Annotated in this window: 19 protein-coding genes, 2 rRNA genes and 1 riboswitch; of the genes, 19 read left to right on the forward strand and 2 right to left on the reverse strand. The window is 48.0% G+C overall.

What is annotated here, in order from left to right; genetic code table 11:
• Positions 1-188: 188 nt before the first annotated feature.
• The 5 genes from NST25_RS03220 to NST25_RS03240 all read left to right on the forward strand — a co-directional run bounded on the left by NST25_RS03220 (position 189) and on the right by NST25_RS03240 (position 6,296).
• Positions 189-3,114, forward strand: a 23S ribosomal RNA gene (locus NST25_RS03220).
• Between the two features lie 128 nt (positions 3,115-3,242).
• A 5S ribosomal RNA gene (gene rrf / locus NST25_RS03225) occupies positions 3,243-3,359 on the forward strand.
• A gap of 239 nt (positions 3,360-3,598) precedes the next feature.
• On the forward strand, positions 3,599-4,351 hold the full coding sequence (locus NST25_RS03230) for an acyl-ACP thioesterase domain-containing protein (RefSeq protein ID WP_340393299.1): 753 nt from the start codon (positions 3,599-3,601) through the stop codon (positions 4,349-4,351).
• Between the two features lie 195 nt (positions 4,352-4,546).
• Complete coding sequence (locus NST25_RS03235; RefSeq protein ID WP_340393300.1) at positions 4,547-5,134, forward strand: RNA polymerase sigma factor; 588 nt, start codon at positions 4,547-4,549, stop codon at positions 5,132-5,134.
• A complete protein-coding gene (locus tag NST25_RS03240) occupies positions 5,109-6,296 on the forward strand; it encodes a DUF4179 domain-containing protein (RefSeq protein WP_076128451.1) in 1,188 nt (395 codons plus the stop codon). The genes NST25_RS03235 and NST25_RS03240 overlap by 26 nt, the downstream gene beginning before the upstream one ends.
• A 106-nt stretch (positions 6,297-6,402) precedes the next feature.
• Here NST25_RS03240 and NST25_RS03245 read toward each other — a convergent pair whose 3' ends face one another.
• On the reverse strand, positions 6,403-7,320 hold the full coding sequence (locus NST25_RS03245; protein WP_339189441.1) for an AraC family transcriptional regulator: 918 nt from the start codon (positions 7,318-7,320) through the stop codon (positions 6,403-6,405).
• A 50-nt stretch (positions 7,321-7,370) separates the two neighbouring features.
• Positions 7,371-7,817, reverse strand: coding sequence for a tRNA (N6-threonylcarbamoyladenosine(37)-N6)-methyltransferase TrmO (gene tsaA, locus NST25_RS03250; RefSeq protein ID WP_076128454.1), 447 nt, complete (start codon positions 7,815-7,817; stop codon positions 7,371-7,373).
• 127 nt (positions 7,818-7,944) lie between these two features.
• On the opposite strand from tsaA, the gene NST25_RS03255 reads away from it, so the two are divergent.
• From NST25_RS03255 to purN, 14 genes are all read left to right on the forward strand, one after another.
• A complete protein-coding gene (locus NST25_RS03255) occupies positions 7,945-10,080 on the forward strand; it encodes a DNA topoisomerase 3 (RefSeq protein WP_340393301.1) in 2,136 nt (711 codons plus the stop codon).
• A 161-nt stretch (positions 10,081-10,241) separates the two neighbouring features.
• On the forward strand, positions 10,242-11,465 hold the full coding sequence (locus NST25_RS03260) for an MFS transporter (RefSeq protein ID WP_052096757.1): 1,224 nt from the start codon (positions 10,242-10,244) through the stop codon (positions 11,463-11,465).
• A 91-nt stretch (positions 11,466-11,556) separates the two neighbouring features.
• A complete protein-coding gene (locus NST25_RS03265; protein WP_036680925.1) occupies positions 11,557-11,820 on the forward strand; it encodes a DUF1294 domain-containing protein in 264 nt (87 codons plus the stop codon).
• A 40-nt stretch (positions 11,821-11,860) separates the two neighbouring features.
• On the forward strand, positions 11,861-12,295 hold the full coding sequence (locus NST25_RS03270) for a universal stress protein (protein WP_036680923.1): 435 nt from the start codon (positions 11,861-11,863) through the stop codon (positions 12,293-12,295).
• A gap of 233 nt (positions 12,296-12,528) precedes the next feature.
• Positions 12,529-12,630, forward strand: a riboswitch (purine riboswitch).
• Positions 12,631-12,935: 305 nt separating this feature from the next.
• On the forward strand, positions 12,936-13,421 hold the full coding sequence (purE, locus tag NST25_RS03275) for a 5-(carboxyamino)imidazole ribonucleotide mutase (RefSeq protein ID WP_036680920.1): 486 nt from the start codon (positions 12,936-12,938) through the stop codon (positions 13,419-13,421).
• Entirely contained in the window at positions 13,418-14,650 is a 1,233-nt protein-coding gene (gene purK / locus NST25_RS03280) for a 5-(carboxyamino)imidazole ribonucleotide synthase (RefSeq protein ID WP_340393303.1), read from the forward strand. Before purE ends, purK begins: the two co-directional genes overlap by 4 nt.
• Before the next feature lie 5 nt (positions 14,651-14,655).
• Positions 14,656-15,951, forward strand: a complete 1,296-nt coding sequence (purB, locus tag NST25_RS03285) for an adenylosuccinate lyase (protein WP_036680917.1) — start codon at positions 14,656-14,658, stop codon at positions 15,949-15,951.
• 690 nt (positions 15,952-16,641) lie between these two features.
• Entirely contained in the window at positions 16,642-17,532 is an 891-nt protein-coding gene (locus NST25_RS03290; protein ID WP_076279486.1) for a phosphoribosylaminoimidazolesuccinocarboxamide synthase, read from the forward strand.
• Between the two features lie 124 nt (positions 17,533-17,656).
• Positions 17,657-17,902: a phosphoribosylformylglycinamidine synthase subunit PurS gene (gene purS / locus NST25_RS03295; RefSeq protein ID WP_036680912.1), complete on the forward strand. Its 246-nt coding sequence runs from the start codon at positions 17,657-17,659 to the stop codon at positions 17,900-17,902.
• 5 nt (positions 17,903-17,907) lie between these two features.
• Positions 17,908-18,597, forward strand: coding sequence for a phosphoribosylformylglycinamidine synthase subunit PurQ (gene purQ, locus NST25_RS03300; protein WP_036680909.1), 690 nt, complete (start codon positions 17,908-17,910; stop codon positions 18,595-18,597).
• A complete protein-coding gene (gene purL / locus NST25_RS03305; RefSeq protein WP_340393305.1) occupies positions 18,575-20,821 on the forward strand; it encodes a phosphoribosylformylglycinamidine synthase subunit PurL in 2,247 nt (748 codons plus the stop codon). The genes purQ and purL overlap by 23 nt, the downstream gene beginning before the upstream one ends.
• Complete coding sequence (gene purF / locus NST25_RS03310; protein WP_036680905.1) at positions 20,806-22,302, forward strand: amidophosphoribosyltransferase; 1,497 nt, start codon at positions 20,806-20,808, stop codon at positions 22,300-22,302. Before purL ends, purF begins: the two co-directional genes overlap by 16 nt.
• A gap of 562 nt (positions 22,303-22,864) precedes the next feature.
• Positions 22,865-23,905, forward strand: coding sequence for a phosphoribosylformylglycinamidine cyclo-ligase (purM, locus tag NST25_RS03315; protein ID WP_076136912.1), 1,041 nt, complete (start codon positions 22,865-22,867; stop codon positions 23,903-23,905).
• Positions 23,905-24,522, forward strand: coding sequence for a phosphoribosylglycinamide formyltransferase (gene purN, locus NST25_RS03320; protein WP_076128467.1), 618 nt, complete (start codon positions 23,905-23,907; stop codon positions 24,520-24,522). Before purM ends, purN begins: the two co-directional genes overlap by 1 nt.
• The last annotated feature ends 196 nt before the right edge of the window (positions 24,523-24,718 follow it).

Raw genomic sequence — 24,718 nt, forward strand, 5'->3', positions numbered from 1 at the left:
TTACTCACTCGTTGCTCAGTTTTGAGAGTTTAAGCTCTCAAGTAAGACTTGATCCTTGAAAACTGGATACCGAAACGAATTTGCGTTTTAGAACATCTTTTAGCAACTTGTGCAAACAAGTAAATGTTATTAGTGAGATGATTCCAAAGAGAATGTCATCGTATGATATTTTCCTACGGAAGAATCAAGGTTAAGCTAATAAGAGCACACGGAGGATGCCTAGGCGCCAGGAGCCGACGAAGGACGTGGCGAACAACGAAACTGCCTCGGGGAGCTGTAAGCAAGCTTTGATCCGGGGGTGTCCGAATGGGGAAACCCAGCTGTGGTAATTCGCAGTTACTCATTTCTGAATACATAGGAAATGTAGAGGCAGACCAGGGGAACTGAAACATCTAAGTACCCTGAGGAAGAGAAAACAATAGTGATTCCGTCAGTAGCGGCGAGCGAACGCGGAACAGCCTAAACCTAAGAGCTTGCTCTTAGGGGTTGTGGGACGTCTCACATGGAGTTACAAAGGAATATGGTAGGTGAAGAGGTCTGGAAAGGCCCGCGATAGAGGTAAAAGCCCTGTAACCTAAACTGTGTTCTCTCCGAGACGGATCCCGAGTAGTGCGGGGCACGTGAAACCCCGTATGAATCCAGCAGGACCATCTGCTAAGGCTAAATACTACCTGGCGACCGATAGTGAAACAGTACCGTGAGGGAAAGGTGAAAAGCACCCCGGAAGGGGAGTGAAATAGAACCTGAAACCGTGTGCTTACAAAAAGTCAGAGCCCTATTAATGGGTGATGGCGTGCCTTTTGTAGAATGAACCGGCGAGTTACGTTTAACATGCAAGGTTAAGCCGAGAAGGTGGAGCCGCAGCGAAAGCGAGTCTGAATAGGGCGAATTAGTATGTGGACGTAGACCCGAAACCGTGTGATCTACCCCTGTCCAGGGTGAAGGTGCGGTAACACGCACTGGAGGCCCGAACCCACGTACGTTGAAAAGTGCGGGGATGAGGTGGGGGTAGCGGAGAAATTCCAATCGAACTCGGAGATAGCTGGTTCTCCCCGAAATAGCTTTAGGGCTAGCCTCGGTATAAGAGTAGTGGAGGTAGAGCACTGATTGGGTGCGGGGTCCGCAAGGATTACCAAGCTCAGTCAAACTCCGAATGCCATATACTTATTGCCGGGAGTCAGACAGTGAGTGCTAAGATCCATTGTCAAAAGGGAAACAGCCCAGACCATCAGCTAAGGTCCCCAAGTGTGTGTTAAGTGGGAAAGGATGTGGAGTTGCACAGACAACCAGGATGTTGGCTTAGAAGCAGCCACCATTGAAAGAGTGCGTAATAGCTCACTGGTCGAGTGACTCTGCGCCGAAAATGTAACGGGGCTAAACACACCACCGAAGCTATGGCTAGATACTATGTATCTGGGGTAGGGGAGCGTTGTGTAGGGGTTGAAGGTGTACTGAAAAGAGCGCTGGACACTACACAAGTGAGAATGCCGGTATGAGTAACGAAAAGATCAGTGAGAATCTGATCCGCCGAAAGCCCAAGGTTTCCTGAGGAAGGCTCGTCCGCTCAGGGTAAGTCGGGACCTAAGGCGAGGCCGAAAGGCGTAGTCGAAGGACAACAGTTTGAAATTACTGTACCACCGTAATCCGCTATGAGCGATGGGGTGACGCAGGAGGGTAGTGACGCGGACTGATGGATGTCCGTCTAAGCAGTGAGGCTGATGTGTAGGCAAATCCGCACATCGATAAGGCTGGGCTGTGATGGGGAGCGAAAATTATAGTAGCGAAGGTCATGATCTCACACTGCCAAGAAAAGCCTCTAGCCAGGAGAAGGTGCCCGTACCGCAAACCGACACAGGTAGGCGAGAAGAGAATTCTAAGGCGCGCGGAAGAACTCTCGTTAAGGAACTCGGCAAAATGACCCCGTAACTTCGGGAGAAGGGGTGCCCCGGTAGTGTGAATAGCACGAGGGGGCCGCAGTGAAAAGGCCCAAGCGACTGTTTAGCAAAAACACAGGTCTGTGCGAAGCCGCAAGGCGAAGTATACGGGCTGACGCCTGCCCGGTGCTGGAAGGTTAAGGGGAGTGGTTAGGGGTAACCCGAAGCTATGAACCGAAGCCCCAGTAAACGGCGGCCGTAACTATAACGGTCCTAAGGTAGCGAAATTCCTTGTCAGGTAAATTCTGACCCGCACGAATGGCGTAACGACTTGGGCGCTGTCTCAACGAGAGATCCGGTGAAATTTTAATACCTGTGAAGATGCAGGTTACCCGCGACAAGACGGAAAGACCCCATGGAGCTTTACTGCAGCTTGATATTGAATTTGGGTACGATCTGTACAGGATAGGTGGGAGCCGTAGAAATCGGAGCGCAAGCTTCGGTGGAGGCGCCGTTGGGATACCACCCTGATCGTATCTAGGTTCTAACCTAGTGCCCTTATCGGGTACGGGGACCGTGTCAGGCGGGCAGTTTGACTGGGGCGGTCGCCTCCTAAAGAGTAACGGAGGCGTTCCAAGGTTCCCTCAGAATGGTTGGAAATCATTCGCAGAGTGCAAAGGCATAAGGGAGCTTGACTGCGAGACCTACAAGTCGAGCAGGGACGAAAGTCGGACTTAGTGATCCGGTGGTACCGCATGGAAGGGCCATCGCTCAACGGATAAAAGCTACCCTGGGGATAACAGGCTTATCTCCCCCAAGAGTCCACATCGACGGGGAGGTTTGGCACCTCGATGTCGGCTCATCGCATCCTGGGGCTGAAGTAGGTCCCAAGGGTTGGGCTGTTCGCCCATTAAAGCGGTACGCGAGCTGGGTTCAGAACGTCGTGAGACAGTTCGGTCCCTATCTGTCGTGGGCGCAGGAAATTTGAGAGGAGCTGTCCTTAGTACGAGAGGACCGGGATGGACGTACCGCTGGTGCACCAGTTGTTCCGCCAGGAGCATGGCTGGGTAGCTACGTACGGACGGGATAAGCGCTGAAAGCATCTAAGCGTGAAGCCCCCCTCAAGATGAGATTTCCCAATTAGTAAGACCCCTTGAAGACGACGAGGTAGATAGGTTGGAGGTGGAAGTGCAGCAATGCATGGAGCTGACCAATACTAATCGGTCGAGGGCTTATCCTATACGTAGAATGCAGATTTGTTTCGGATTCAGTTTTCAGGCATCAAGCCTGTAACACGCTTAGAAATTCATTCTCACTTCTGGTGATGAACCGAATTTCACGCGGCAGCGTCTGTTTCACAGACGCATGTTTGGTGGCGATAGCGGAGGGGTTCCACGCGTACCCATCCCGAACACGACCGTTAAGCCCTCCAGCGCCGATGGTACTTGGACCGAAGGGTCCTGGGAGAGTAGGACGTTGCCAAGCACACGAAGCCATTGTTGATTTATCAACAATGGCTTTTTTGTTCCCTTTACCGCTTAATTTTAAAAAATGTGGATAAGTTATAGGGAATTAACGAAATTATAAAAGTTACTAACATGTGGATGAAATAATAAAATATATTCAAAAATGAAAGTAGTCCCCAATTTATGTGGATAGAGCAGTGGTATATGTGGATACTTCAAGTAAATGCAAGGATATTTTGCATGGCAGGAGGATAAACAATGGACAACAGTAGCAATCTTGTGTGGATAGAAGATTTTTCTGTACATGCGAGCGACACGGATTATCGTTCGCAGGGTAAGTTATCCTTTATTCTGGATATCATGCAATGTGCGGCAGACTTCGCAGTGGGTAATTTGGGGATAAGTGTGGAAGAAATTCTGAATGCAGGAATGGGCTGGATGATGATCACGTTAGATCTTGATTTTAAGCGTATTCCCCGCCCGAATGATGTGCTTAGCGTACATACCTGGAGTAAAGGCACTAAAGGGGCTCTGTGGCAACGGGATTATCGTATTTTCGATGCAGATCATATAGAAATCGCCACAGCACGATCCATATGGGCTTTAGTAGATATTGAGAAGAGAAGGATACTTAGACCGAATGCCCTTCCAGTTCAGGTTAAGCACTATAATGGCGATTCAGTAGGCGATATGCCTGTTAAGGTAACGATCCCTTCTGATATTACTATGGAAGAAGCTTATCGGTATCAGGTAAGATATAGTGGGCTTGACAGCAACGGACATTTGAATAATGCCCGATACGGGGATTTATGTTGTGATGCGCTCACTTTAGCGGAATGGGATAATGCAGAGTTCACACGCTTCCGGATTACTTATCTACAAGAAGCTAAGTTTGGGGATGAACTGACTATTTTACGTTCAGCTGTAACGGATGATGGTATATATGTACGCGGTCAGAATAGTGATACTGTATATTTTGAAGCATGTATAGCGTTAAAAAGTGTCAAATAGTACGAATAAGTAAGTAATTTATAAATATGGAATATTATTATAAAAGCGATTTCTCCGAAAATCAATCGGGGCAGTCGCTTTTTTTATTAAAACGGATGATGTTTCTAACATATTTGGAAAATTTTTTTGAGCCTGTCACAATTAAAGGGATCACATTCGTTATATAGTTGTAGTCAATAACAAGGAGGTGATTCTTTGGAACGTCGCAGCCCCGGGGTCCAAGTGAATCAAACAATAATTGAAGAGGCTATCGATCAGGTTCTTGCGGGTAACCGCGAAGCCTATAGAACTATAATACAAGCCTATGAAAGAAAGATTTATACGTATTGCTATTATATTTTGAGAAGTCATGAAGAAGCAGAGGATGCTGTGCAAGATATATTTGTAAAAGTGTATCAGGAACTCAAACGTTATGAGAAACGAGTCTCTTTTAGTGCATGGCTGTATAAAGTGGCCTATCATCATTGTCTGGATCAGGTTCGCAAACGCAAGCGAAGAAACCGTCTGTTGTCGCTATATAAAGAGCAGCAGCCCAAAGCCTATTATAATCCTAACGATGAGGAGCCATTGCAGAAGTTATTTATGGATGACCTGACAGCCGAAGAGAGCAATCTCCTGATTCTTAAGGTGGTTGAGCAGTACAGCTTTGAAGAAATGGGTCAGATTATGGATTGTAATTCAGCTACTTTACGCAAGAAATTTGAACGTCTACGCAAAAAGTTAGTCCGGCAAAGAATGAATGAAGGAGGCAGCCCTCATGGAGAAATGGCAAGATCGAACTGAAAGTCAGAAGATGGAGCACATTCGTCAAACATTCCAAAATCATGAAATGCCGGTAGACAGTTTCAGCGATTCAATTATGAAGCGAATAGGAGACGAGGGAATGGAAAAACGAGCGTCAAGAAAGAATGGAAATAAGTTTCTGAAAAAATCATTGGTGGCTGCCTCGGCAGCAGCAGTGTTGGGTGCGGGGATAATCGGTAGCGGATTTGTATCCCCGGTCATGGCTGAAACATTGAAGCAGATTCCTGTTGTAGGAAGTATTTTTAAGGGGATTGACGATAAAGGTCTAAATGCTGCTGAGGAAAAAGGATTATCTACTGCCCCTAACCAAAGCGTTACCCATGATGGAGTGACCTTAAAGGTTACCGATGCCTATTATGACGGCTCGCGGTTGGCTTTTGCGATTGAACGGGAAGGCATTGATAATGATAAGATGATGGCTGAGATGATTATTGAACCGATTGAGTTCGATCCATCGCTAACAGAACAACATGCGAAAGTGACAATGAACCAGTCCGAAAAAGGGTTGTTGGGTTCAGCAGAAGTGAAATTGCCGAATGGGAAAAAACTGGAGAGCCAAATGTCATCTTTTGGTGATGTTGAGGGAAAAAAGAATGCTATTTTATACGATTACAGAAATCTAAATAATATAGAGGCTTTGGGGGATGAATTTGAATTAAGCATCAGTGTGCCGGTTACACAAATTGCAGAGCCTTTTGTAATCAAGGTGCCGGTGAAAAAAGTAACGGAAGGAATTATCAAGCTTGATCTGAACCAAACAAAAGAGGCAGAAGAATTCAGTTATACGATTACCAAGCTGGAATTAACTCCAGCCACAAGCAGATTACAGCTCAGCGAAGAAGGTAAAGCGCCAACTGTGAAAGAAAAGGATGGATACACAACCTCTGAAATGTTCTATGAAATCGTTGATGAACTAGGTAATGCGTTCTCATCGGGTGGTTCATTTAACTTGCCAGCTATAGTCTATCCTTTGGTAGACAAAGATTTCATACCGTTCGCGCAAACACCAAAGACAATTACAGTTAAGCCGTTTACTTACTCCATTGATGAAAATCATAAAGCATTAAGGGATGAAGAAGGAAAACAAGTTAAACATTATTATCCGGAGCTTGAACAAACGATTCAGGTGGAGCAAAAGTAACTATTAATCCCATAAGCAAAAAAAGCCCGTGTCTGCATAGCAGATACGGGCTTTTTGTTAAAAAATGAGAATTTATAAGCTGCAAAACTATAATATCTTTATATTTCTAAGAGTAACGGTTGTCATCTATAAAAGACGACAACGTAGTCTCTTCTTGTAAAAATTCTAATGGAATGTAGATTTCACTCACCGAGTTTTCGTTATCTGGTCCAAGGTACAATTCACCATAATATTCCAATTCAAATGGAATGGACATCCTGTATTCTGTTTTCGGCAGCCAGATTCCGTAGATATATTTATAGGTAGAAGGGATATCACAAGAGCGGCCTTTATGGATGAATTTCAGATAACGTATGGGTGGTAAGATCTGAAGGGGGAAAGTCTGATTGTGGTCTGCTTTTATAGGACTAAGCTCGCAGGCACACATGATCGAAAACCCATTACTCTCATAGTCATCTGGCCAGAAGCCAAGCTGATAATATTTTTCAGGCTGTATTCTATCCGATATAGTGGCTACCTTATTGAAAAGCAAAGGCCAAGTATCAGAAATGACGGAGAAGTCTAGGTCTACTTTAACTACGGGTCCTTGAAGTATAATTTCTCCGAAATCAACGAGCTGAAGGGAGAGATCACTATCAGAAAGGACTTGAAGTAGATCCTGTTCATATAGTCTAGGGAGCAAAGGGAGTTTCGTTTCAGTAAGTCTTTTTCGAACAAGAGAGGGAGTCGTGTGCAGCATTCTTTTGAAGGCACGCGTAAAGGTCTCATAGTTACTAAAGTTATAGTCTAAGGAGATGTCTTGGAGTGAACGTTCTGGCATTCGATGAATGTCTAAGGCTGCTTCAGTGATTTTGCGTCTGGCTATATAGTCGCCGGGTGCTATCCCAGTGACTGCTTGAAATAGACGGGTGAAATGATAAAGGGAGTATCCCATTTCTTTGGAGAGGACAGCTACAGGAAGAAACGTGGTTAAGCGATCCTCAATGAGATCTAAGGCTTGAATGATTAGTTGGCGATTGTTCAAGAGATGTCCTCCCATAACAGTTAATAGAAATGGTGTCTAGCACGATTACTTCAATGATTTGCTGTCCAGTCGCCCCAAGCAGCAGCCCAATCGGGAACAGTCACTTCCATTACGCGATCTGCACTAGGAAAATAGGCTTTGATGTCGAGAACCGGTGTGCCCGGATAGGCATCAAGCCCGGCCACCTCTACTATTCCAGAGTCTACATCGACAGACAGGATTGCTGCTACACTTAGCCCAATCGGATTAGGGCGAATAGGGGAACGGGAAGCGAATACTCCAGTTAAGGTCGCATCATAAGGAGGCTGAATCTGTGTAGTCTGCCGGAAATGATCCTCTGCAAACTCATGCAGCCACCAAAGTACTTGGCAATGACTAAACTGAGATAAACCTTTAAGCGCTGGTCTGAATTCCGGGTTGATTTCAAGCCGCAAATTATGTGCTGTACCTCTAACCGATCCTATAGATAATATATTATAGCTTTCTTGTTCATTCATTGACTATGACTCCTTTCGGGTATCAGATATGATCTAGTGTATAACAGAGGCATACGGTAAAGCCTGACGATATTTGCTAACATTCATTTAATGCTATAATGAAATTTGATGTGGAAAGGGGAGCATTATGAAGACACTAGTATTGGCGGAGAAGCCGTCTGTTGCACGCGAGATTGCACGGGTCATGGGATGCAATAATAAACAGAAGAGTTATATTGAAGGTCCAAAATATGTGGTTACCTGGGCGCTGGGTCATTTGGTCGGCCTGGCAGAGCCAGAGGATTATAATAAAAAGTTTGCAACTTGGGCCTTGGAGGATCTGCCGATTTTGCCGGAGAAGACCAAGCTGAAGGTGCTGCGGGAGACCAACCAGCAATATAAAGCTGTCCAGCACCTAATGAAGCGTCAGGACATTGAGGAGCTTATTGTTGCTACAGATGCTGCCCGTGAAGGGGAGCTGCTGGCTCGTTGGATTATGAATATGGCAGGGTGGAAAAAGCCATTCCGGCGGTTATGGATATCCTCGCAGACTGATAAGGCAATTAAAGAGGGATTTGCAAAACTCCGTCCGGGCCGGGAATTTGATCGGTTGTATGAATCTGCACGTTGCCGCGCAGAGGCGGATTGGATGATTGGACTGAATGTCACAAGAGCTTTGACCTGTAAGTTCGGTTCGCCGCTCTCAGCAGGACGGGTACAAACGCCGACATTAGGGATGATCATGGATCGTGAACAGGAGATTACGGGTTTCCGTTCCGTCGATTTTGAGACGCTGACTGCTGATTTTGGGGATTTCCAAGCGGCATGGCGGGCCAGTAACGGTGATGGTCGAATATTCGAAAAGGATAAGACAGCCAGCTTAAAGGATAAGCTTACAGGACGCAGCGGCCGTATTATTAAGGTACAGAAGAGTGAGAAAAGTGAACCTCATCCACTGGCTTATGATCTGACTGAACTGCAGCGTGATGCGAACCGGAAGTTCGGCTTCTCCGCGAAGCAGACCTCCAGTGTGCTGCAGCGGTTATATGAGCAGCATAAACTTGTCACATACCCGCGTACGGACAGTCGTTACTTAACTTCAGATATGACGGGCACACTCAAGGAAAGACTGGATAGTGTTGCGGTCGGTCCATATGCAGCGTTAGCACGTCCATTGCTGCGCAAGCAGCTGCCGATTACGAAGCGAATCGTGGATGACAGTAAAGTCAGTGATCACCACGCTATTATTCCTACAGAACAGACCGTATTGTTAAATGGTCTGAGTACTGAAGAACGTAAGTTGTATGATCTGATTGTGCGGCGTTTTATAAGCTTGTTCTATCCGCCAGCTCGTTATGATGCGGTAGCTGTAACCGTCAATGTGGAAGGCGAAAGCTTCCATGTCAAAGGGACGACAGTAAAAGATGCCGGCTGGCGCGAAGTATACGGCGGAGATATGAGTAGTGATGACGAGGAGGAATCTGCGGACGAGCTGGCAGCGGGCAGTGTAAAGCTGCCTGAGCTGCGCGAAGGGGCTACTGTCACGATTGGCCGCTGTATGGTGCGTGCTGGCCGAACACAGCCACCGAAGCGTTATAATGAAGCTTCGCTGTTGACGCAAATGGAGAAGCACGGCCTCGGAACCCCGGCTACACGCGCGGATATTATTGAGAAGCTGGTAAGCTCCGATACGATTGAGCGGCAAGGTAATCTCCTGCATCCGACAGGAAAAGGTAAGCAGTTAATCGAGCTGGTATCCACTCAGCTACGAACCCCGGATCTAACCGCACGTTGGGAAGCTGAGCTGGAGAAAATAGCGCGTGGTCAAGGCAAACCGGAGCTCTTTTTACAAGGTATCCGCAGTATGGCACAGGAATTGGTAACAGGTGTGAAAACTAGCGGAGCAGAATATAAGCCGCATAATGTCTCTAACAGTCATTGTCCGGAATGCGGTACAAGACTGCTCGAGAAGAAGAGCAAACGAGGGAAGCTGCTGGTGTGTCCTGCAGATAACTGTGGTTACACCCGTGCAGGTGAGAAAAGACTATCGAATCGCCGCTGCCCACAGTGCCATAAGAAAATGGAGCTTAAAGAGGGTAAAGCAGGCATGTTCGTACAATGTCTAGGCTGTGGAATCACAGAGACCTTAGATAAGGATCACAAGCATGTTAATAAACGTGAACAGCAAAAGCTGGTGCAGCAATACAGCAAGCAGGAAAGCATTGGTTCTAACCTTGGGGAACTGCTGAAAGCAGCGCTTGAAGGACAAAAGAAGGATAAGTAGTAGGAATCATCGGATGGTTAGCTTCAATTAAAATGAATGATTAGAATAATGAAGGCTGCTGAGTGTGCTCAGTAGTCTTTTTTCTATCCTAGTAAGTTTATGTGGTCTACGGATAGGCTTTGAATTAGAATGGAAAGCAAATGAGTGGAGCAGGTGATTAGGTGGCAGCTGAGCAGCAGGCGAATCCGTTGAAAGCGGCAGATCGCCCACAGGGGCAAGGAAGCAGCAGGTTTTTCTTTTTGGTTATTGTATTTATGTTTTGGTTCTCTTCTTATATTTATGTGCCGGTGCTTTCACCATATGTTGAGCATTTGGGATCATCGTATTTTATGGTGGGCATGGTGCTTGGGATATATGGGTTAATGCAGATCCTATTCCGTATACCCATTGGCATCGGTTCAGATTATTTAAATAGGCGGCGGCCGTTTATCTATCTGGGATTGATTGCGAGTGGAGTCAGCTGTTTTCTTTTTATGTGGGGAGCACAGCCGGGGTGGGCGTTGGCAGCACGTGCGGTATCCGGGATAGCAGCATCGGCATGGGTTGTGTACTCTGTGATGTTCGCAGGATATTTTCCAAAAGAGGAAGCTGGAAAAGCGATGGGCATGCTGCAATTCACTACAGTAATCGCCCAATTGACCAGCATGATGATCAGCGGCTATATGGTAGAGCATTGGGGCTGGAATGCCCCCTTCCTGATTGGTGGAATTGTAGCTATTGCGGCACTAATACTTGCGCTTCGGTTACCGGAACAAAAGCAGGAAAAACGGCAAAATGCCATACAGATCAAGGAGCTGGCTGGTGTCGTAAAGGAACCTTTGCTGGTAAAAGTATCACTGTTGTCTGTGCTGGCACACTGTGTGCTATTTATAACAATGTTCGGATATACTCCGAACCAGGCGCTGAATATCGGAGCAAGCAAAGAAAGCTTGGGCTGGCTAACACTCGCTTTTATGATTCCGCATGCCATCGCAACGCTCTACGGCTCACGTCTGTTTGGAGGGCTGCTGGGTGATAGAGGGAAGCTTATGCTAGGCTTTGCGGGAAGCGCACTGTTTACGCTGCTCATTCCTTCTATGCCGACGTTAGCGGCGCTTTGTCTGACTCAGGTGGGGAATGGTTTTATGCAGGGACTTATTTTTCCGCTGCTGTTGAGTAAATCCGTATCAGAAATAGATCCCTTTAAACGGGCTACAGCTATGGGTTTCTATCAGGCCGTTTATGCGATAGGGATGTCAGCAGGGCCATTCGTAGCAGGTTGGATGAGCTCTGTATATGGCTTGACCGGAGGATTCTGGTTAGGTGGGATTGCGGCGGCGTTGGCTACAATTTTATCCTGGGTATGGATGAAGGATACGAAGCAGAAGCAGCTAAAAGAAACTTAATAGACTTGGCAGAGCGTGTAAGGATGATTGGTTTTTTGTGCAAAAGGGGAATATAATAGAGATAGGAAGCAAGGAGGAGGAGCCCGGGAGAATGGTCAAGGTTGTAATGTTGTGGTTTGTGGTAATTAATATAATCGGGTATGTAGTGATGTCCGAGGACAAGAACAAAGCCCGCAAAAGGCGAGAACGTGTACCTGAGAAAACACTTTTTCTGCTGGCAGCCATGGGCGGCGCACTAGGTGTGCTGATTGCCATGTACCGTAAGCGCCACAAGACGCGTCATACATCCTTCAGGATCGGAATTCCGCTTCTGCTGCTGCTGAATATCTTTTTGTACAGCTATTTTTTAAGATAATAGTCTTTAGGATTACAAACTAGAAAAAGAGGTGGCGTACATGTTATTCTCTAAAATTTTGCTAGCCTATGACGGTTCAAAGGCTTCTAATCAAGCATTGGAGCGCGCAATTGAACTCGCTAAAGTCACACCAGGTTCTATATTGCATGTCGTACACGCATTTGAATTCCCAAGATTTTTTATCGGAGAAGCTCTTGCACCACTACCAGCTTCAGTAAATAAAGAATATTATGATTTGGCAGTGCAGACTACAGAAGAAGTGAAGGGACGTCTTGAGGCTGAAGGCCTGAATGCTGAGGTTGAGCTTTTACAAGGATCTCCTGCGGAAGTGATTTTGAAATATGCTAAGGAAAATGCTATAGACATCATAGTTATCGGCAGCCGCGGGCTTGGCGGTATACGTGAATTTGTTCTGGGCAGTGTCAGCCATAATGTAGTACAAAGCGCTCGTATTCCAGTGCTGGTTGTAAAATAATATAGAGTTCAAAGGGACGCTGATAGCGTTCCTTTTTTTCAATTTAAGGCTGTACAGGTCTTAATCTGGAGCTTAAACACCATAGAGCGCTAGAGGTAGGAGCGTACGGAAAGAAGTACTTCTTCACAAAATATAAGGTTATTGAGAATTTAAATTCGCCCAAAAGCGAACATTTATTATGGTGATTTTACCAATGTTCGTGTTTGAGTTGACATCATGTGTAGGGGATTGTTAAACTGATGTCATGAAGAGCTCGTATAAAACCGGGAATATGGCCCGGAAGTTTCTACCCGGGAACCGTAAATTACCGGACTACGAGGAAATAGGATGCTAGAATGCGATAATGCAGTCCAGATAATGGAGTGATGCATTGTGCAGCTTTCCGCGCTTAATGCCAGTTTGGTGAGAGGCAAGCGGGAGTGTTTTTTCCTAATTCCTTTACTAGTCCGATCCTCCCGCAGCAAAATGCGTCTGGACATCGGGCTTTTTTAATATAAGGAATAAGTTACACGTGATACATCAACCTTATATTTTTAAGGAAAACGATAGTCATCCCTGAAGGACGAGAATGTAGTCTCTGCTTGTTCGGATTTACAAGATAAAGATATCTCATACTAGTGATTGGAAGGTAGGTCGAATCATGTCTGTGCAGGTAGCTGTCATCATGGGTAGTAAGTCGGATTGGGATACGATGGAGCACGCTTGTGGGGTGCTGGAAGAGCTGGGTTTGTCTTATGAGAAGAAGGTAGTATCCGCGCACCGTACACCGGACTTGATGTTCCGCTATGCGGAGGAAGCCGCTGGCCGCGGTATTCGTGTGATTATTGCAGGAGCAGGCGGCGCCGCACATTTGCCGGGTATGGTGGCTGCAAAGACGATCCTGCCAGTGATTGGAGTGCCCGTGCAGTCGAAAGCACTTAATGGGCTGGATTCGCTGCTCTCTATCGTGCAGATGCCTGGAGGCATACCGGTAGCAACGGTAGCTATTGGTAAGGCAGGCGCTGTAAATGCAGGCCTGCTGGCCGCACAGATCATCGGAGCGTTCGACCCCGAAGTGCAGCAGCGTGTGCAGCTGCGTCGGGATGCGATCCGCGATGAAGTATTGGAAAGCAGCGACAGCTTATGAGGCCGGAGGAGCTGAAGCTGCAGGAGGCTGGCGGCGCAGCTTCGCCAGCTGCACAAGCGTCCGGTGCGGACACCGTCCGGACGCTGCTGCCCGGCTCGACCGTCGGCGTGCTCGGCGGCGGGCAGCTCGGGCGCATGATGGCGCTGGCCGGCAGCGCCATGGGGTACCGCTTCGTGGCGCTGGATCCTGCGCCGGATGCGCCTAGCGGTCAAGTTACGCCGCAGATTACGGCGGCGTATAACGACCGGGACGCGGCGCGGGAGCTGGCCCGCCGCGCGGACGTCATCACGTACGAGTTCGAGAACGTCGATGCGGGCGTAGCCGCGCTGCTGGCGGAGGAATCGTACGTGCCGCAGGGCAGCGCGCTGCTGTATACCACGCAGCATCGGCTGCGCGAAAAAGCCGCCATCGAGGCGGCGGGCGTTCCGGTCGCCCCGTACCGGAAGGTAGACAGCCTTGCGGAGCTAAAAGAGGCGGCGGCTGAACTTGGACTACCTTGCGTGCTCAAGACAGCCACAGGCGGTTATGACGGCAAGGGTCAAGCTGTGATTCGTCAGGAAGATGAGCTGGAAGAAGCCTTCCGGCAGGTTGCACCCGGTGAGGTGATTCCGGAGCTGGTGCTTGAGAAGTTTGTAGCTTTTCAATGCGAAATATCCGTTGTTGCTGCACGTAGTGCATCTGGGGAGGTCAAAAGCTTCCCGCCTTCTGAGAACATTCATGTAAACAATATTTTGCATCTGTCCATTGTGCCTGCAAGAGTGTCAGCGGACATTCAGCGCAGAGCTTGCGAGCTGGCTGAGACTTTAATCGCAGGCCTGAATGCGGTTGGACTGCTTGCCGTGGAAATGTTCGTCACAGCGGACGGTGAATTGTTCGTCAATGAGCTGGCACCAAGACCGCATAATTCCGGCCATTACACCATGGATGCTTGCGTGACCTCACAGTTCGAGCAGCATGTCCGGGCGATTTGTAATCTGCCGCTGGGCGATACAACGCTTTTGACACCTGTAGTTATGGTAAATGTATTAGGTCAGCATTTGGATGGTGCGATTAAAGCGACCTGTACACATGAGGAAAAAGATAATAAGCTGGGTATTGTACCTAAGCTTCATATATATGGCAAGACTGAGAGTAAGACTGGTCGTAAGATGGGTCATATCAATCTGCTGTGCAAGGATACCGGAGACGGCCTATCCTGGGTGGAGCAATCTAAACTTTGGAGGAACTAAAGAATATGATCGAACGTTACAGCAGACCCGAGATGCGGGCCATTTGGACTGAGGAGAATAAATTCAAAGCGTGGCTGGAAGTGGAAATATGCGCTTGTGAAGCATGGGCGGAGCTGGGAGTCATCCCACATGAAGACGCTGCTAAGCTGCGTAAGGATGCTAAATTCGACATCGCACGTATTGATGAAATCGAACAGGAAACACGTCATGACGTAATCGCCTTTACTCGTGCGGTTTCCGAAAGCCTTGGCGCAGAACGCAAATGGGTACACTACGGCCTTACTTCCACAGATGTGGTGGATACAGCACTGGGTTACTTGCTGCGTCAAGCGAATGAGATTCTAGAGAAGGATATTATTAACTTTATTGAGATCCTTAAAGATAAAGCTATTGCTTATAAAGATACACCGATGATGGGCCGTACACATGGGGTTCATGCTGAGCCAACTACTTTTGGTCTGAAAATGGCATTGTGGTACGAAGAAATGAAACGTAACCTGGAGCGTTTCCGCCATGCAGCGAACGGTGTGCAATTTGGCAAAATCTCCGGAGCCGTGGGTACGTATGCCAACATCGATCCATTCGTAGAAGAATTTGTCTGCCGTAAGCTGGGTACAAGCCCTGCACCGATCTCGACACAAACTCTACAGCGCGACCGTCACGCTGAATATATGGCAGCTCTTGCTCTGGTAGCAACCTCGCTAGACAAATTCGCTACCGAAATCCGCGCTCTGCAAAAGAGTGAGATTCGCGAAGTAGAAGAAGCTTTTGCCAAAGGTCAAAAGGGTTCATCTGCTATGCCGCATAAACGGAATCCTATTGGCTGCGAGAATATTTCCGGTCTGTCCCGCGTGATTCGCGGACATATGGTTACAGCTTACGAGAACGTGCCGCTCTGGCATGAACGCGATATCTCGCACTCTTCAGTGGAGCGTATCATCCTTCCGGATGCAACAATGCTATTGAACTACATGCTGAACCGTTTCGGAAACATCGTGAAGAACCTGACTGTATTCCCAGAGAATATGAAGCGTAACATGAACCGTACCTTCGGCGTTCCTTTCTCTGGCCGGATCTTAACCAAGCTGATTGATAAAGGCTTCAGCCGCGAGCAAGCATACGACACTGTTCAACCACGTGCGATGCAAGCTTGGGAAGAGCAAAAGCAGTTCCGTGATATCGTGGAAGCTACACCTGAAATCACTAATGTCCTCACCCCAGAAGAGATTGAAGATGCATTTAACCCTTCTTGGCACCTTAAGCATGTGGATACCATCTTCCGCAAGCTAGAACTTATCTAAGAAAGATAAGTTAGTGGTGAACTAAGGAGCTAGGAATAGTACGAGCGGTTAAGGTTGTGCAGAATTGAAATGCAACTGGTCGATAAGGAACGGAGAGAAATTTTGGAACTGTAGAAGCGTTAGCGTTCGCCTTTATTCTCGGATTTCTACCACTGGCAGTGGTTCAATCAGGAAATCTGAGGATAACAGCGATCGGAAGTCCAAACATTTCTTGTAGTTACGCCTTTGAGACTCTAAAAAAGATAAGTTAGTGGTGAACTAAGGAACTAGGAATAAAAGAAATCGGTCGAAGGAGTAATGGAGAGGAAGTTTGGAACTGTAGAAGCGTTAGCGTTCGCCTTTATCCTCGGATTTCTACCGCAGCAGCGGTTCAATCAGGAAATCTGAGGATAACAGCGATCGGAAGTCCAAACATTTCTTGTAGTTACGCCTTTGAGACTCTAAAAAAGATAAGTTAGTGGTGAACTAAGGAACTAGGAATAAAAGAAATCGGTCGAAGGAGTAATGGAGAGGAAGTTTGGAACTGTAGAAGCGTTAGCGTTCGCCTTTATCCTCGGATTTCTACCGCAGCAGCGGTTCAATCAGGAAATCTGAGGATAACAGCGATCGGAAGTCCAAACATTCCTCGGAGTTACGCCTTTGAGACCAATTAGTTATTAGGAAGATCATTAGTTCAAGGGAGGAAAGGTCATGACATCATCGGCCGTATCCACAGCCGTGGAACTCATCAATGCGCCGCTGCTCTACAAAGGGAAGGTTCGTGAGCTATACGATTTAGGGGAAAATGTACTGATCGTAGTTACGGATCGGATATCTGCTTTTGACTATGTGCTGGACCCGGCGGTCCCTGAAAAGGGCAATGTGCTTAACCGTCTGAGCGCGTTCTGGTTCGGACAGACTAAAGAGCTGATGGAGAATCATGTCGTTCATATCGATGTGGATCTGCTCGGCGACGTAGTTAAGGACAAAGAGGCTCTCAGAAACCGTGTCATGGTGGTACGCAAAGCGGAGCGTATTGATATCGAATGCGTAGTGCGTGGATGCATCACTGGCGGCGGCTGGAGACAGTATCAAGAAACCGGCAAGGTAAATGGTATTGAACTTCCTGCTAACCTCCGGAAAAACGCGCTGCTGGCAGAACCGATTTTTACTCCTGCGGCTAAAAATGATGTAGGTCACGATGAGGATATTCCGTTTGAGAAAATGCAGGAATTAATCGGAGCTGATCTGGCGCTTGAGCTGCAGGAAAAGAGCTTAAAGCTGTTCGCTTTTGCTAGAGAGTATTGTGCTGAGCGTGGGATCATTCTTGCGGACTGCAAATTCGAATTCGGCTTGTTGGACGGTAAGGTGATTCTGATCGATGAGATTTTTACACCGGATGCTTCCCGCTTCTGGGCTAAGGATAAATACGCGCTTGATATTGAAATTGATAGTATGGATAAAGAGCCTGTTCGTACGTATCTATCTGCATCTTCCTGGGACAAGAATAGTAAACCTGATCCGCTCCCACTGGAAGTAGTAGAAGAAACTACACGGCGTTATCTGGACATTTATCATCGTCTTACTGGCAAGTCTTTATAGTTCAACATAGTGTGTGCACTCATGGGAATAAATTCAGTATATATTTTTGAAGCTAAATGTACTCATTGTAGAATTTCAGTTTCAGAGGGTATGCTCATTAAAATTTAGGAGGAACTACAAGCATATGTTAAAAGCGACGGTATATGTCACCATAAAGAAAAGCGTTCTTGATCCACAAGGGGTAGCAGTACAAGGAGCACTTCATTCGGTAGGCTTCCAAGAAGTTGAAAGCTTGCGTATCGGGAAATATATGGAGCTGACTTTGGATACGGATAACCGTGCTGAAGCGGAAGTGCGTCTCAAGGAAATGTGCGAAAAGCTACTTGCCAACACGGTGATCGAGGATTACCGCTACGAATTGGAGGACTAAACGACATGAAATTTGCTGTACTTGTCTTCCCAGGCTCCAACTGTGATATTGATTGCTACAAGGCGGTAGAGGACAGTCTCGGCGAACCAGTCGATTATGTGTGGCATACAGCGACGGATTTGTCGGCGTATGATTGCATTTTGGTTCCAGGCGGATTCTCATATGGTGATTACCTGCGCTGTGGCGCGATTTCGAGATTTGCTCCTGTTATGGCGGAAGTTGCTAAAGCAGCAGAGCAAGGGAAATACGTGCTAGGCATTTGCAATGGGTTCCAAATTCTTACTGAGGCTGGTTTGCTGCCAGGTGCGCTTCGCCGCAACATGTCGATGAAGTTCCGCTGTCACGATACAGTGCTTAAGGTTGTTAATAATGAAACCCCATTTACTATTGACTATGCTAAAGATGAAGAAATCATTATCCCAATCGCACACGGTGAAGGCAACTACTACTGTGATGACGAGACTTTAGCAGAGCTGAAAGCTAACAATCAGATCGTGTTTACCTATAGCGATAACCCTAACGGCTCCGTAGCCGATATTGCGGGTGTTAGTAACGTACAAGGGAATGTGGTTGGCATGATGCCTCACCCTGAGCGCGCGGCTAATAGTTTACTTGGTTCAGAAGATGGCAAAAGAATGTTTACATCCATACTGAAGACTTGGAGGGATCGTCATGACGCAGCAAGTATCCGTTAAGGAACCGACCGCAGAACAGATTGCGGAGCAGAAAATTTACAGCCAGTTCGGTGTGTCGGACAGCGAATATGAGCTGATCAAGTCTTTTATGGGACGTTTGCCGAACTATACTGAAATCGGCGTATTCAGCGTAATGTGGTCGGAGCACTGTGCCTATAAGAACTCCAAACCCCTCCTGAAACGTTTCCCAATTTCCGGACCACGTGTCCTGATGGGACCTGGCGAGGGCGCAGGGATTGTAGATATCGGTGACAACCAAGCGGTTGTTTTCAAAATCGAAAGTCATAACCACCCTTCAGCGGTAGAACCTTTCCAAGGTGCGGCAACGGGTGTGGGCGGGATCATTCGTGATATTTTCTCCATGGGCTCCAGACCTATCGCAATCCTCAATTCACTACGTTTCGGGAAGCTGGAAAGTGATCGAGTGAAGTATTTGTTCGAGCATGTTGTGTCTGGTATTGCCGGTTATGGTAACTGTATCGGGATTCCAACGGTTGGCGGCGAAATCATGTTCGATGATAGCTATGACGGTAACCCGCTTGTTAACGCAATGTGTGTCGGTCTAATTGATCATGACAAAATCCAACGTGGTGTAGCTAAGGGTGTAGGCAACCCTGTCTTCTATGTAGGCCCTCCTACAGGACGTGATGGAATTCATGGTGCTACTTTTGCATCGGTAGAGCTTAGTGAGGAATCAGAAGCTAAACGTACCGCTGTACAAGTCGGCGATCCATTTATGGAAAAGCTCGTTATGGAATCTTGTCTAGAACTGATCGACAGCGGCATCGTTATCGGGATTCAGGATATGGGTGCAGCGGGTCTTACATGCTCTAGTGCGGAGATGGCAAGTAAAGCAGGCAACGGTCTGGAGCTGTATCTTGATCATGTGCCACAACGTGAAGAGGGCATGACGCCTTACGAAATGATGCTTTCAGAATCACAAGAACGGATGTTGTTCGTCGTTGAGCCGAAGGATGAGGCCCAGGCACAAGAGATTTTTGACCGCTGGGGTGTTATCTGCTGTAAAGTCGGTAAAGTTACGGATGATGGTCGCTTGAAATTGTATCATCACGGCGAGGTTGTTGGTGACATGCCAGTAACGGCGCTCGTGGATGAGTGTCCAGTATATAACAAACCTTCTGAGGTTCCTGCTTATTATATTGCGAATGAAAAGGTAGATACCCTTCGTTATGAGGAAGTTACGGATCTGGGCGGTGCATTGCGTACAGTACTTGGATCACCAACCGTAGCAAGTAAAGCATGGGTATACAATCAATACGATTACATGGTGCGGACGAGCACAGCTGTACGTCCTGGATCTGACGCGGCTGTAGTTACCATTCATGGTACTCGTAAAGGACTTGCGATGACTACAGACTGTAATGGCCGTTATGTTCATCTTGATCCTGAAGTGGGTGGACGTATTGCAGTCAGCGAAGCGGCACGTAACATCGTTTGTTCCGGTGCTGAACCGCTGGCTATTACGGATAATCTGAACTTTGGAAATCCTGAGAAGCCTGATGTGTTCTGGCAAATGGAGCGTGCGGTTGATGGTATGGCTGAAGCATGTCGTGTGCTGGATACTCCGGTTATCGGTGGTAATGTCAGTCTTTATAACGAAAATACTACGGGTTCCATCTATCCAACGCCGGTTGTCGGCATGGTTGGTTTAGTAGCGGACACGGATCATATTACGACTCAAGGGTTCAAGCAAGAAGGCGATTCCATCCTTCTGCTGGGAGTGACCAAGGCTGAGCTGGGCGGCAGTGAATTCCAATATGCTGTTCATGGTGTGACCGAAGGTCGTCCCCCGGCTTTGGATTTGGCTACTGAGAAAAAACTGCTGAACGTAGTCCTTACCTCAATTCGTGGCGGTCTGGTGCGTTCCGCGCATGACTTGTCCGAAGGTGGACTTGCTGTAGCGCTTGCAGAGAGCTGTATCAGCGGTGGAATCGGAGCGAACGTTGAGCTTTCAGCTAACGGTCTTAGATCTGATGTAGCATTGTTTAGCGAAAGCCAATCACGCATTGTGCTGACAGCCGCTCCTGAACGTGCGGAAGAGCTGAAAGCAGCGATTGCAGCCAGCGGTGTTCCCGTGGAGATCATCGGAACTGTAGGTGGAGACAGACTGCGCGTAAATCTGGACGGTGTGTCCGCACTAGATGAAGCTGTAGCAGAATTGAAATTCGTTTGGGAGGATGCTATTCCATGTCTTATGAAATAAAGACCGGGAAAGAGCAGGAGACTCCTATCCTGTGGACTGGTGACTTTTACAATGAAGGAACGGGCTCGGGAGATATTTTTGACACATTAAAAGAAGAATGCGGCGTTTTCGGGGTCTTCGGACACCCGGAAGCGGCGTCCATGTCTTATTACGGCTTACACGCCTTACAACACCGTGGAGAAGAAAGTGCGGGAATCTGCGTAGCAGACGGTCGCGATTTCAACTATCACCGCGGGATGGGGTTAGTAAAAGAAGTATTCGACAAGGACAAAATTGCCTCATTGGTTGGAGACATGTCCATTGGGCATGTACGTTATTCCACTAGTGGAGACAGTCGCTTAACCAATGCGCAGCCACTGGTATTTAAATATCGTGACGGCGATTTGGCGATTGCTACGAACGGCAACATAGTAAATGAACCGTTGATCCGCAAACAGCTGGAGCAAAGCGGATCGATCTTTCAAACTACGAGTGATACAGAAGTGCTGGCGCATCTGATTGCCCGTTCGCCAAAGGATTTTGTTGAGGCGGCAAAAGATGCGCTGCAGCAGCTCGTTGGCGGGTTTGCTTTTCTGCTTATGACAAATGATAAGTTAATTGTCGCTTCAGATTCCCATGGCTTGCGTCCGCTAGTGATGGGACGGATTGGTGAAGCGTATATTTTTGCTTCCGAGTCCTGCGCATTAGAGGTCATTGGGGCACAGCTGGTTCGTGATATTGAGCCGGGCGAACTGCTAGTCCTCGACAAAAACGGTCTCTTGGAGGACCGTTTTACCGAACCCAAACGTAAAGCGCTGTGCGCGATGGAGTATATTTACTTCTCACGCCCAGACAGTGATATGAACGGCTCTAACCTGCACTCCGCCCGTAAGCGGATGGGTAGCCGCATGGCACTGGAAGCTTTTGTCGATGCTGATCTCGTAACCGGGGTGCCGGATTCCAGTATTTCAGCAGCCATCGGGTATGCCGAGCAAACGGGAATTCCTTATGAGCTTGGGCTCATTAAGAATAAGTACACTGGACGGACCTTCATCCAGCCGAGTCAAGAACTGCGTGAGCAAGGTGTGAAGATGAAGCTGAGCGCCGTGCGCAGCGTAGTTGATGGCAAACGTGTCGTTATGATCGATGATTCTATCGTTCGTGGCACGACCTCACGCCGAATCGTCAATCTGCTTCGGGAAGCGGGAGCTGTTGAAGTGCATGTGCGGATTACTTCGCCGCCGTTCAAGAATCCTTGCTTCTACGGCATTGATACACCAGACCGCCGCGACCTCATCGCGTCCTACAAGACCATTGAGGAAATGTGCGAAGAGATCAACGCCGATTCCTTGGCATTTTTGTCGCCGGAAGGCTTAATCTCTTCCATTGGTGGACACAACAAAGATGACTATAAAGGCGGACTTTGCCTTTCTTGCTTTGATAATGATTACCCGACGCAGGTGGATTTTGGCGGGGCAGAGAAAGATGGCTGCTCGTGTTGACATCCCCCTAAGTCCCCCTTTCAAAGGGGGATTCCGAAGGGCTCTGCCCTCCGGCCACCCGAAAGCTCGGCGGTAGGAGTTAGGTTATAACTTGCTAAGAAGACTTGGGTACGAGTGCTCGCTTTGTCCCTGTGTGCTGCGCACGGACGGGACACGCTTTACGGCGCTCCGCCCCCCGGCTGCATCCGCCGCCGGGACTGGCTCGCCAAGCTTCCCTCTGTTTGCTTCGCAAATACGAGGGCCGCTTGTCTCACTTAAGGAGGTGCATGGCGCAGCTCATGCACCGAGGTCTTGAGGTCCGTGTGCAAGGCGCGCACTGCGGCTTGCAGTAGGGACAAACCGGTGGTTGGAGGGAGTTATGGAGAGGAAGTTTGGAACTGTAGAAGCGTAGCGTTCGCCTTTATGGTTGGATTTCTACCGCGAAGAGCGGTTCGAATCAGGAAATCCAACCATAACAGCGATCGGAAGTCCAAACATTCCTCGCAATAACTCCCCTGCAACCACCCAAAAGCCGAATGCGCCCAAACGCGCTCTAAACTATTAAAAGATGAGGTGTCCAATAGTGTCGGAAGCTTATAAAAACGCCGGAGTGGATATTGCGGCTGGTAATGAAGCGGTAGAACGCATGAAAAAGCACGTAAAACGTACTTACCGTCCAGAAGTAATGACGGATCTTGGTGGGTTCGGAGCGCTGTTTGGCCTCAATAAAGATAAATATGAAGAGCCAGTGCTTGTATCGGGAACCGATGGTGTAGGCACAAAGCTCAAAATCGCGTTCGCGGCGGATCGCCATGACACGATTGGCATCGACGCTGTAGCTATGTGCGTGAACGACATTGTAGTGCAAGGTGCAGAGCCACTCTTTTTCCTCGACTATCTGGCTTGCGACAAAGTGGTGCCGGAGAAAATCGAAGCTATCGTAGCTGGAATCGCTGAAGGCTGTCACCAAGCGGGTTGTGCACTGATTGGCGGCGAAACGGCTGAGATGCCGGGTATGTATTCAGCAGGTGAATATGATATCGCTGGATTCACAGTGGGCGTAGCTGACAAAGCGAAGCTGGTAACAGGCGCTAACATCGCTGCTGGCGACACAGTGATTGGTCTGGCTTCCAGTGGTGTGCACAGCAATGGCTTCTCGCTGGTGCGTAAGCTTTTGCTTGAGCAAGAGGGTTATGGTCTGAATGACGTGCTTCCTGAGCTTGGCGCTCCGCTCGCGGATGTGCTCCTTGCACCAACTAAGATTTATGTGAAGCCCTTGCTGGCACTGCTGGAGCAGCTTCCGGTAAAAGGTATGGCTCATATTACGGGTGGCGGATTTATCGAGAATATCCCACGCGTATTGCCTGATAATGTAGACGTGGAGATCAATTACGGATCGTGGCCGATTCTGCCAATCTTCGGATTGATGCAAGACAAAGGAAACGTAAGCAACCGTGATATGTTCACTACTTTTAATATGGGAATTGGTCTTGTTCTGGTAGTTAGCGCTGCTGATGGAGAACGCGCTCTTGAACTGCTTAAAGCTAGCGGAGAAGAGGCGTATATCATTGGTAAAGTAACAGAAGGGGAACGCAAAGTAACCTTTACTGGAGCTGAAGTGTGATGCAATCAAGTCGAATCGCTGTTTTTGCTTCGGGGCAGGGCAGCAATTTTGCAGCACTGATCGAGGCACAGAAAGCAGGTTTGCTTGGAGACGGCAGGATTGAATTGCTTGTCTCGGACAAGCCGGAAGCGCCTGTAGCACAACGTGCGGAGGATGCGGGAATTCCCGCCCTCCTGCTGCGGCCAAAAGACTTCGCCAGCCGTGAGCTCTACGAAGCAGAGATTGTAGCAGAGCTTCAGCGGCGGGAAATCGGGCTGGTTGTGCTGGCAGGGTATATGCGCCTCATTACACCAGTGCTTTTAACGCCGTATGCGGGTCGGATTATTAACATTCACCCATCGCTGCTGCCTGCTTTTGCCGGAAAGGATGCGATCGGCCAAGCGCTGGATTATGGCGTGAAGCTGACGGGAGTCACTGTGCATTTTGTCGATGGAGGTATGGATACCGGGCCAGTTATTGCTCAGCGTAGCGTAGTTGTGTTGGATAACGACACGGCGGATTCATTGGCGGAACGGATTCATAAGGTTGAATATGAGTTGTATCCTGAAGTGGTGGGCGCTTTTGCCAGCGGGAAAGTGGAACTAAGTGGAAGAAAGACGATTATCCGCGAAAAGTAAGCCACACTGTAGCCATTCGAAGTTTTGGATCGACATTTGGTGACAGGCGGAGAGATTTTAGGGTATTTCTCGGGAAATATTGCATAAGCGGCATTATGTGTCGTGTAGTAGGTAATAGAGTCAGATTCTTTCTTATAGTAATTTCCCAAGCTTTTAGATGTCATCACATTAAATCGCACGTACAACCCGAAGGAGG

Source organism: Paenibacillus sp. FSL E2-0190 (assembly GCF_037992965.1).
GTDB lineage: Bacteria > Bacillota > Bacilli > Paenibacillales > Paenibacillaceae > Paenibacillus_AQ > Paenibacillus_AQ odorifer.

Bases quoted from the DNA above. Each gene is read 5' to 3' on its own strand.
- NST25_RS03230 (WP_340393299.1), top strand. From the start codon at position 3,599: ATGGACAACAGTAGCAATCTTGTGTGGATAGAAGATTTTTCTGTACAT.
- NST25_RS03240 (WP_076128451.1), top strand. From the start codon at position 5,109: ATGGAGAAATGGCAAGATCGAACTGAAAGTCAGAAGATGGAGCACATT.
- tsaA (WP_076128454.1), bottom strand. From the start codon at position 7,817: ATGAATGAACAAGAAAGCTATAATATATTATCTATAGGATCGGTTAGA.
- NST25_RS03255 (WP_340393301.1), top strand. From the start codon at position 7,945: ATGAAGACACTAGTATTGGCGGAGAAGCCGTCTGTTGCACGCGAGATT.
- NST25_RS03265 (WP_036680925.1), top strand. From the start codon at position 11,557: ATGGTCAAGGTTGTAATGTTGTGGTTTGTGGTAATTAATATAATCGGG.
- NST25_RS03270 (WP_036680923.1), top strand. From the start codon at position 11,861: ATGTTATTCTCTAAAATTTTGCTAGCCTATGACGGTTCAAAGGCTTCT.
- purE (WP_036680920.1), top strand. From the start codon at position 12,936: ATGTCTGTGCAGGTAGCTGTCATCATGGGTAGTAAGTCGGATTGGGAT.
- purK (WP_340393303.1), top strand. From the start codon at position 13,418: ATGAGGCCGGAGGAGCTGAAGCTGCAGGAGGCTGGCGGCGCAGCTTCG.
- purB (WP_036680917.1), top strand. From the start codon at position 14,656: ATGATCGAACGTTACAGCAGACCCGAGATGCGGGCCATTTGGACTGAG.
- NST25_RS03290 (WP_076279486.1), top strand. From the start codon at position 16,642: ATGACATCATCGGCCGTATCCACAGCCGTGGAACTCATCAATGCGCCG.
- purS (WP_036680912.1), top strand. From the start codon at position 17,657: ATGTTAAAAGCGACGGTATATGTCACCATAAAGAAAAGCGTTCTTGAT.
- purQ (WP_036680909.1), top strand. From the start codon at position 17,908: ATGAAATTTGCTGTACTTGTCTTCCCAGGCTCCAACTGTGATATTGAT.
- purL (WP_340393305.1), top strand. From the start codon at position 18,575: ATGACGCAGCAAGTATCCGTTAAGGAACCGACCGCAGAACAGATTGCG.
- purF (WP_036680905.1), top strand. From the start codon at position 20,806: ATGTCTTATGAAATAAAGACCGGGAAAGAGCAGGAGACTCCTATCCTG.
- purN (WP_076128467.1), top strand. From the start codon at position 23,905: ATGCAATCAAGTCGAATCGCTGTTTTTGCTTCGGGGCAGGGCAGCAAT.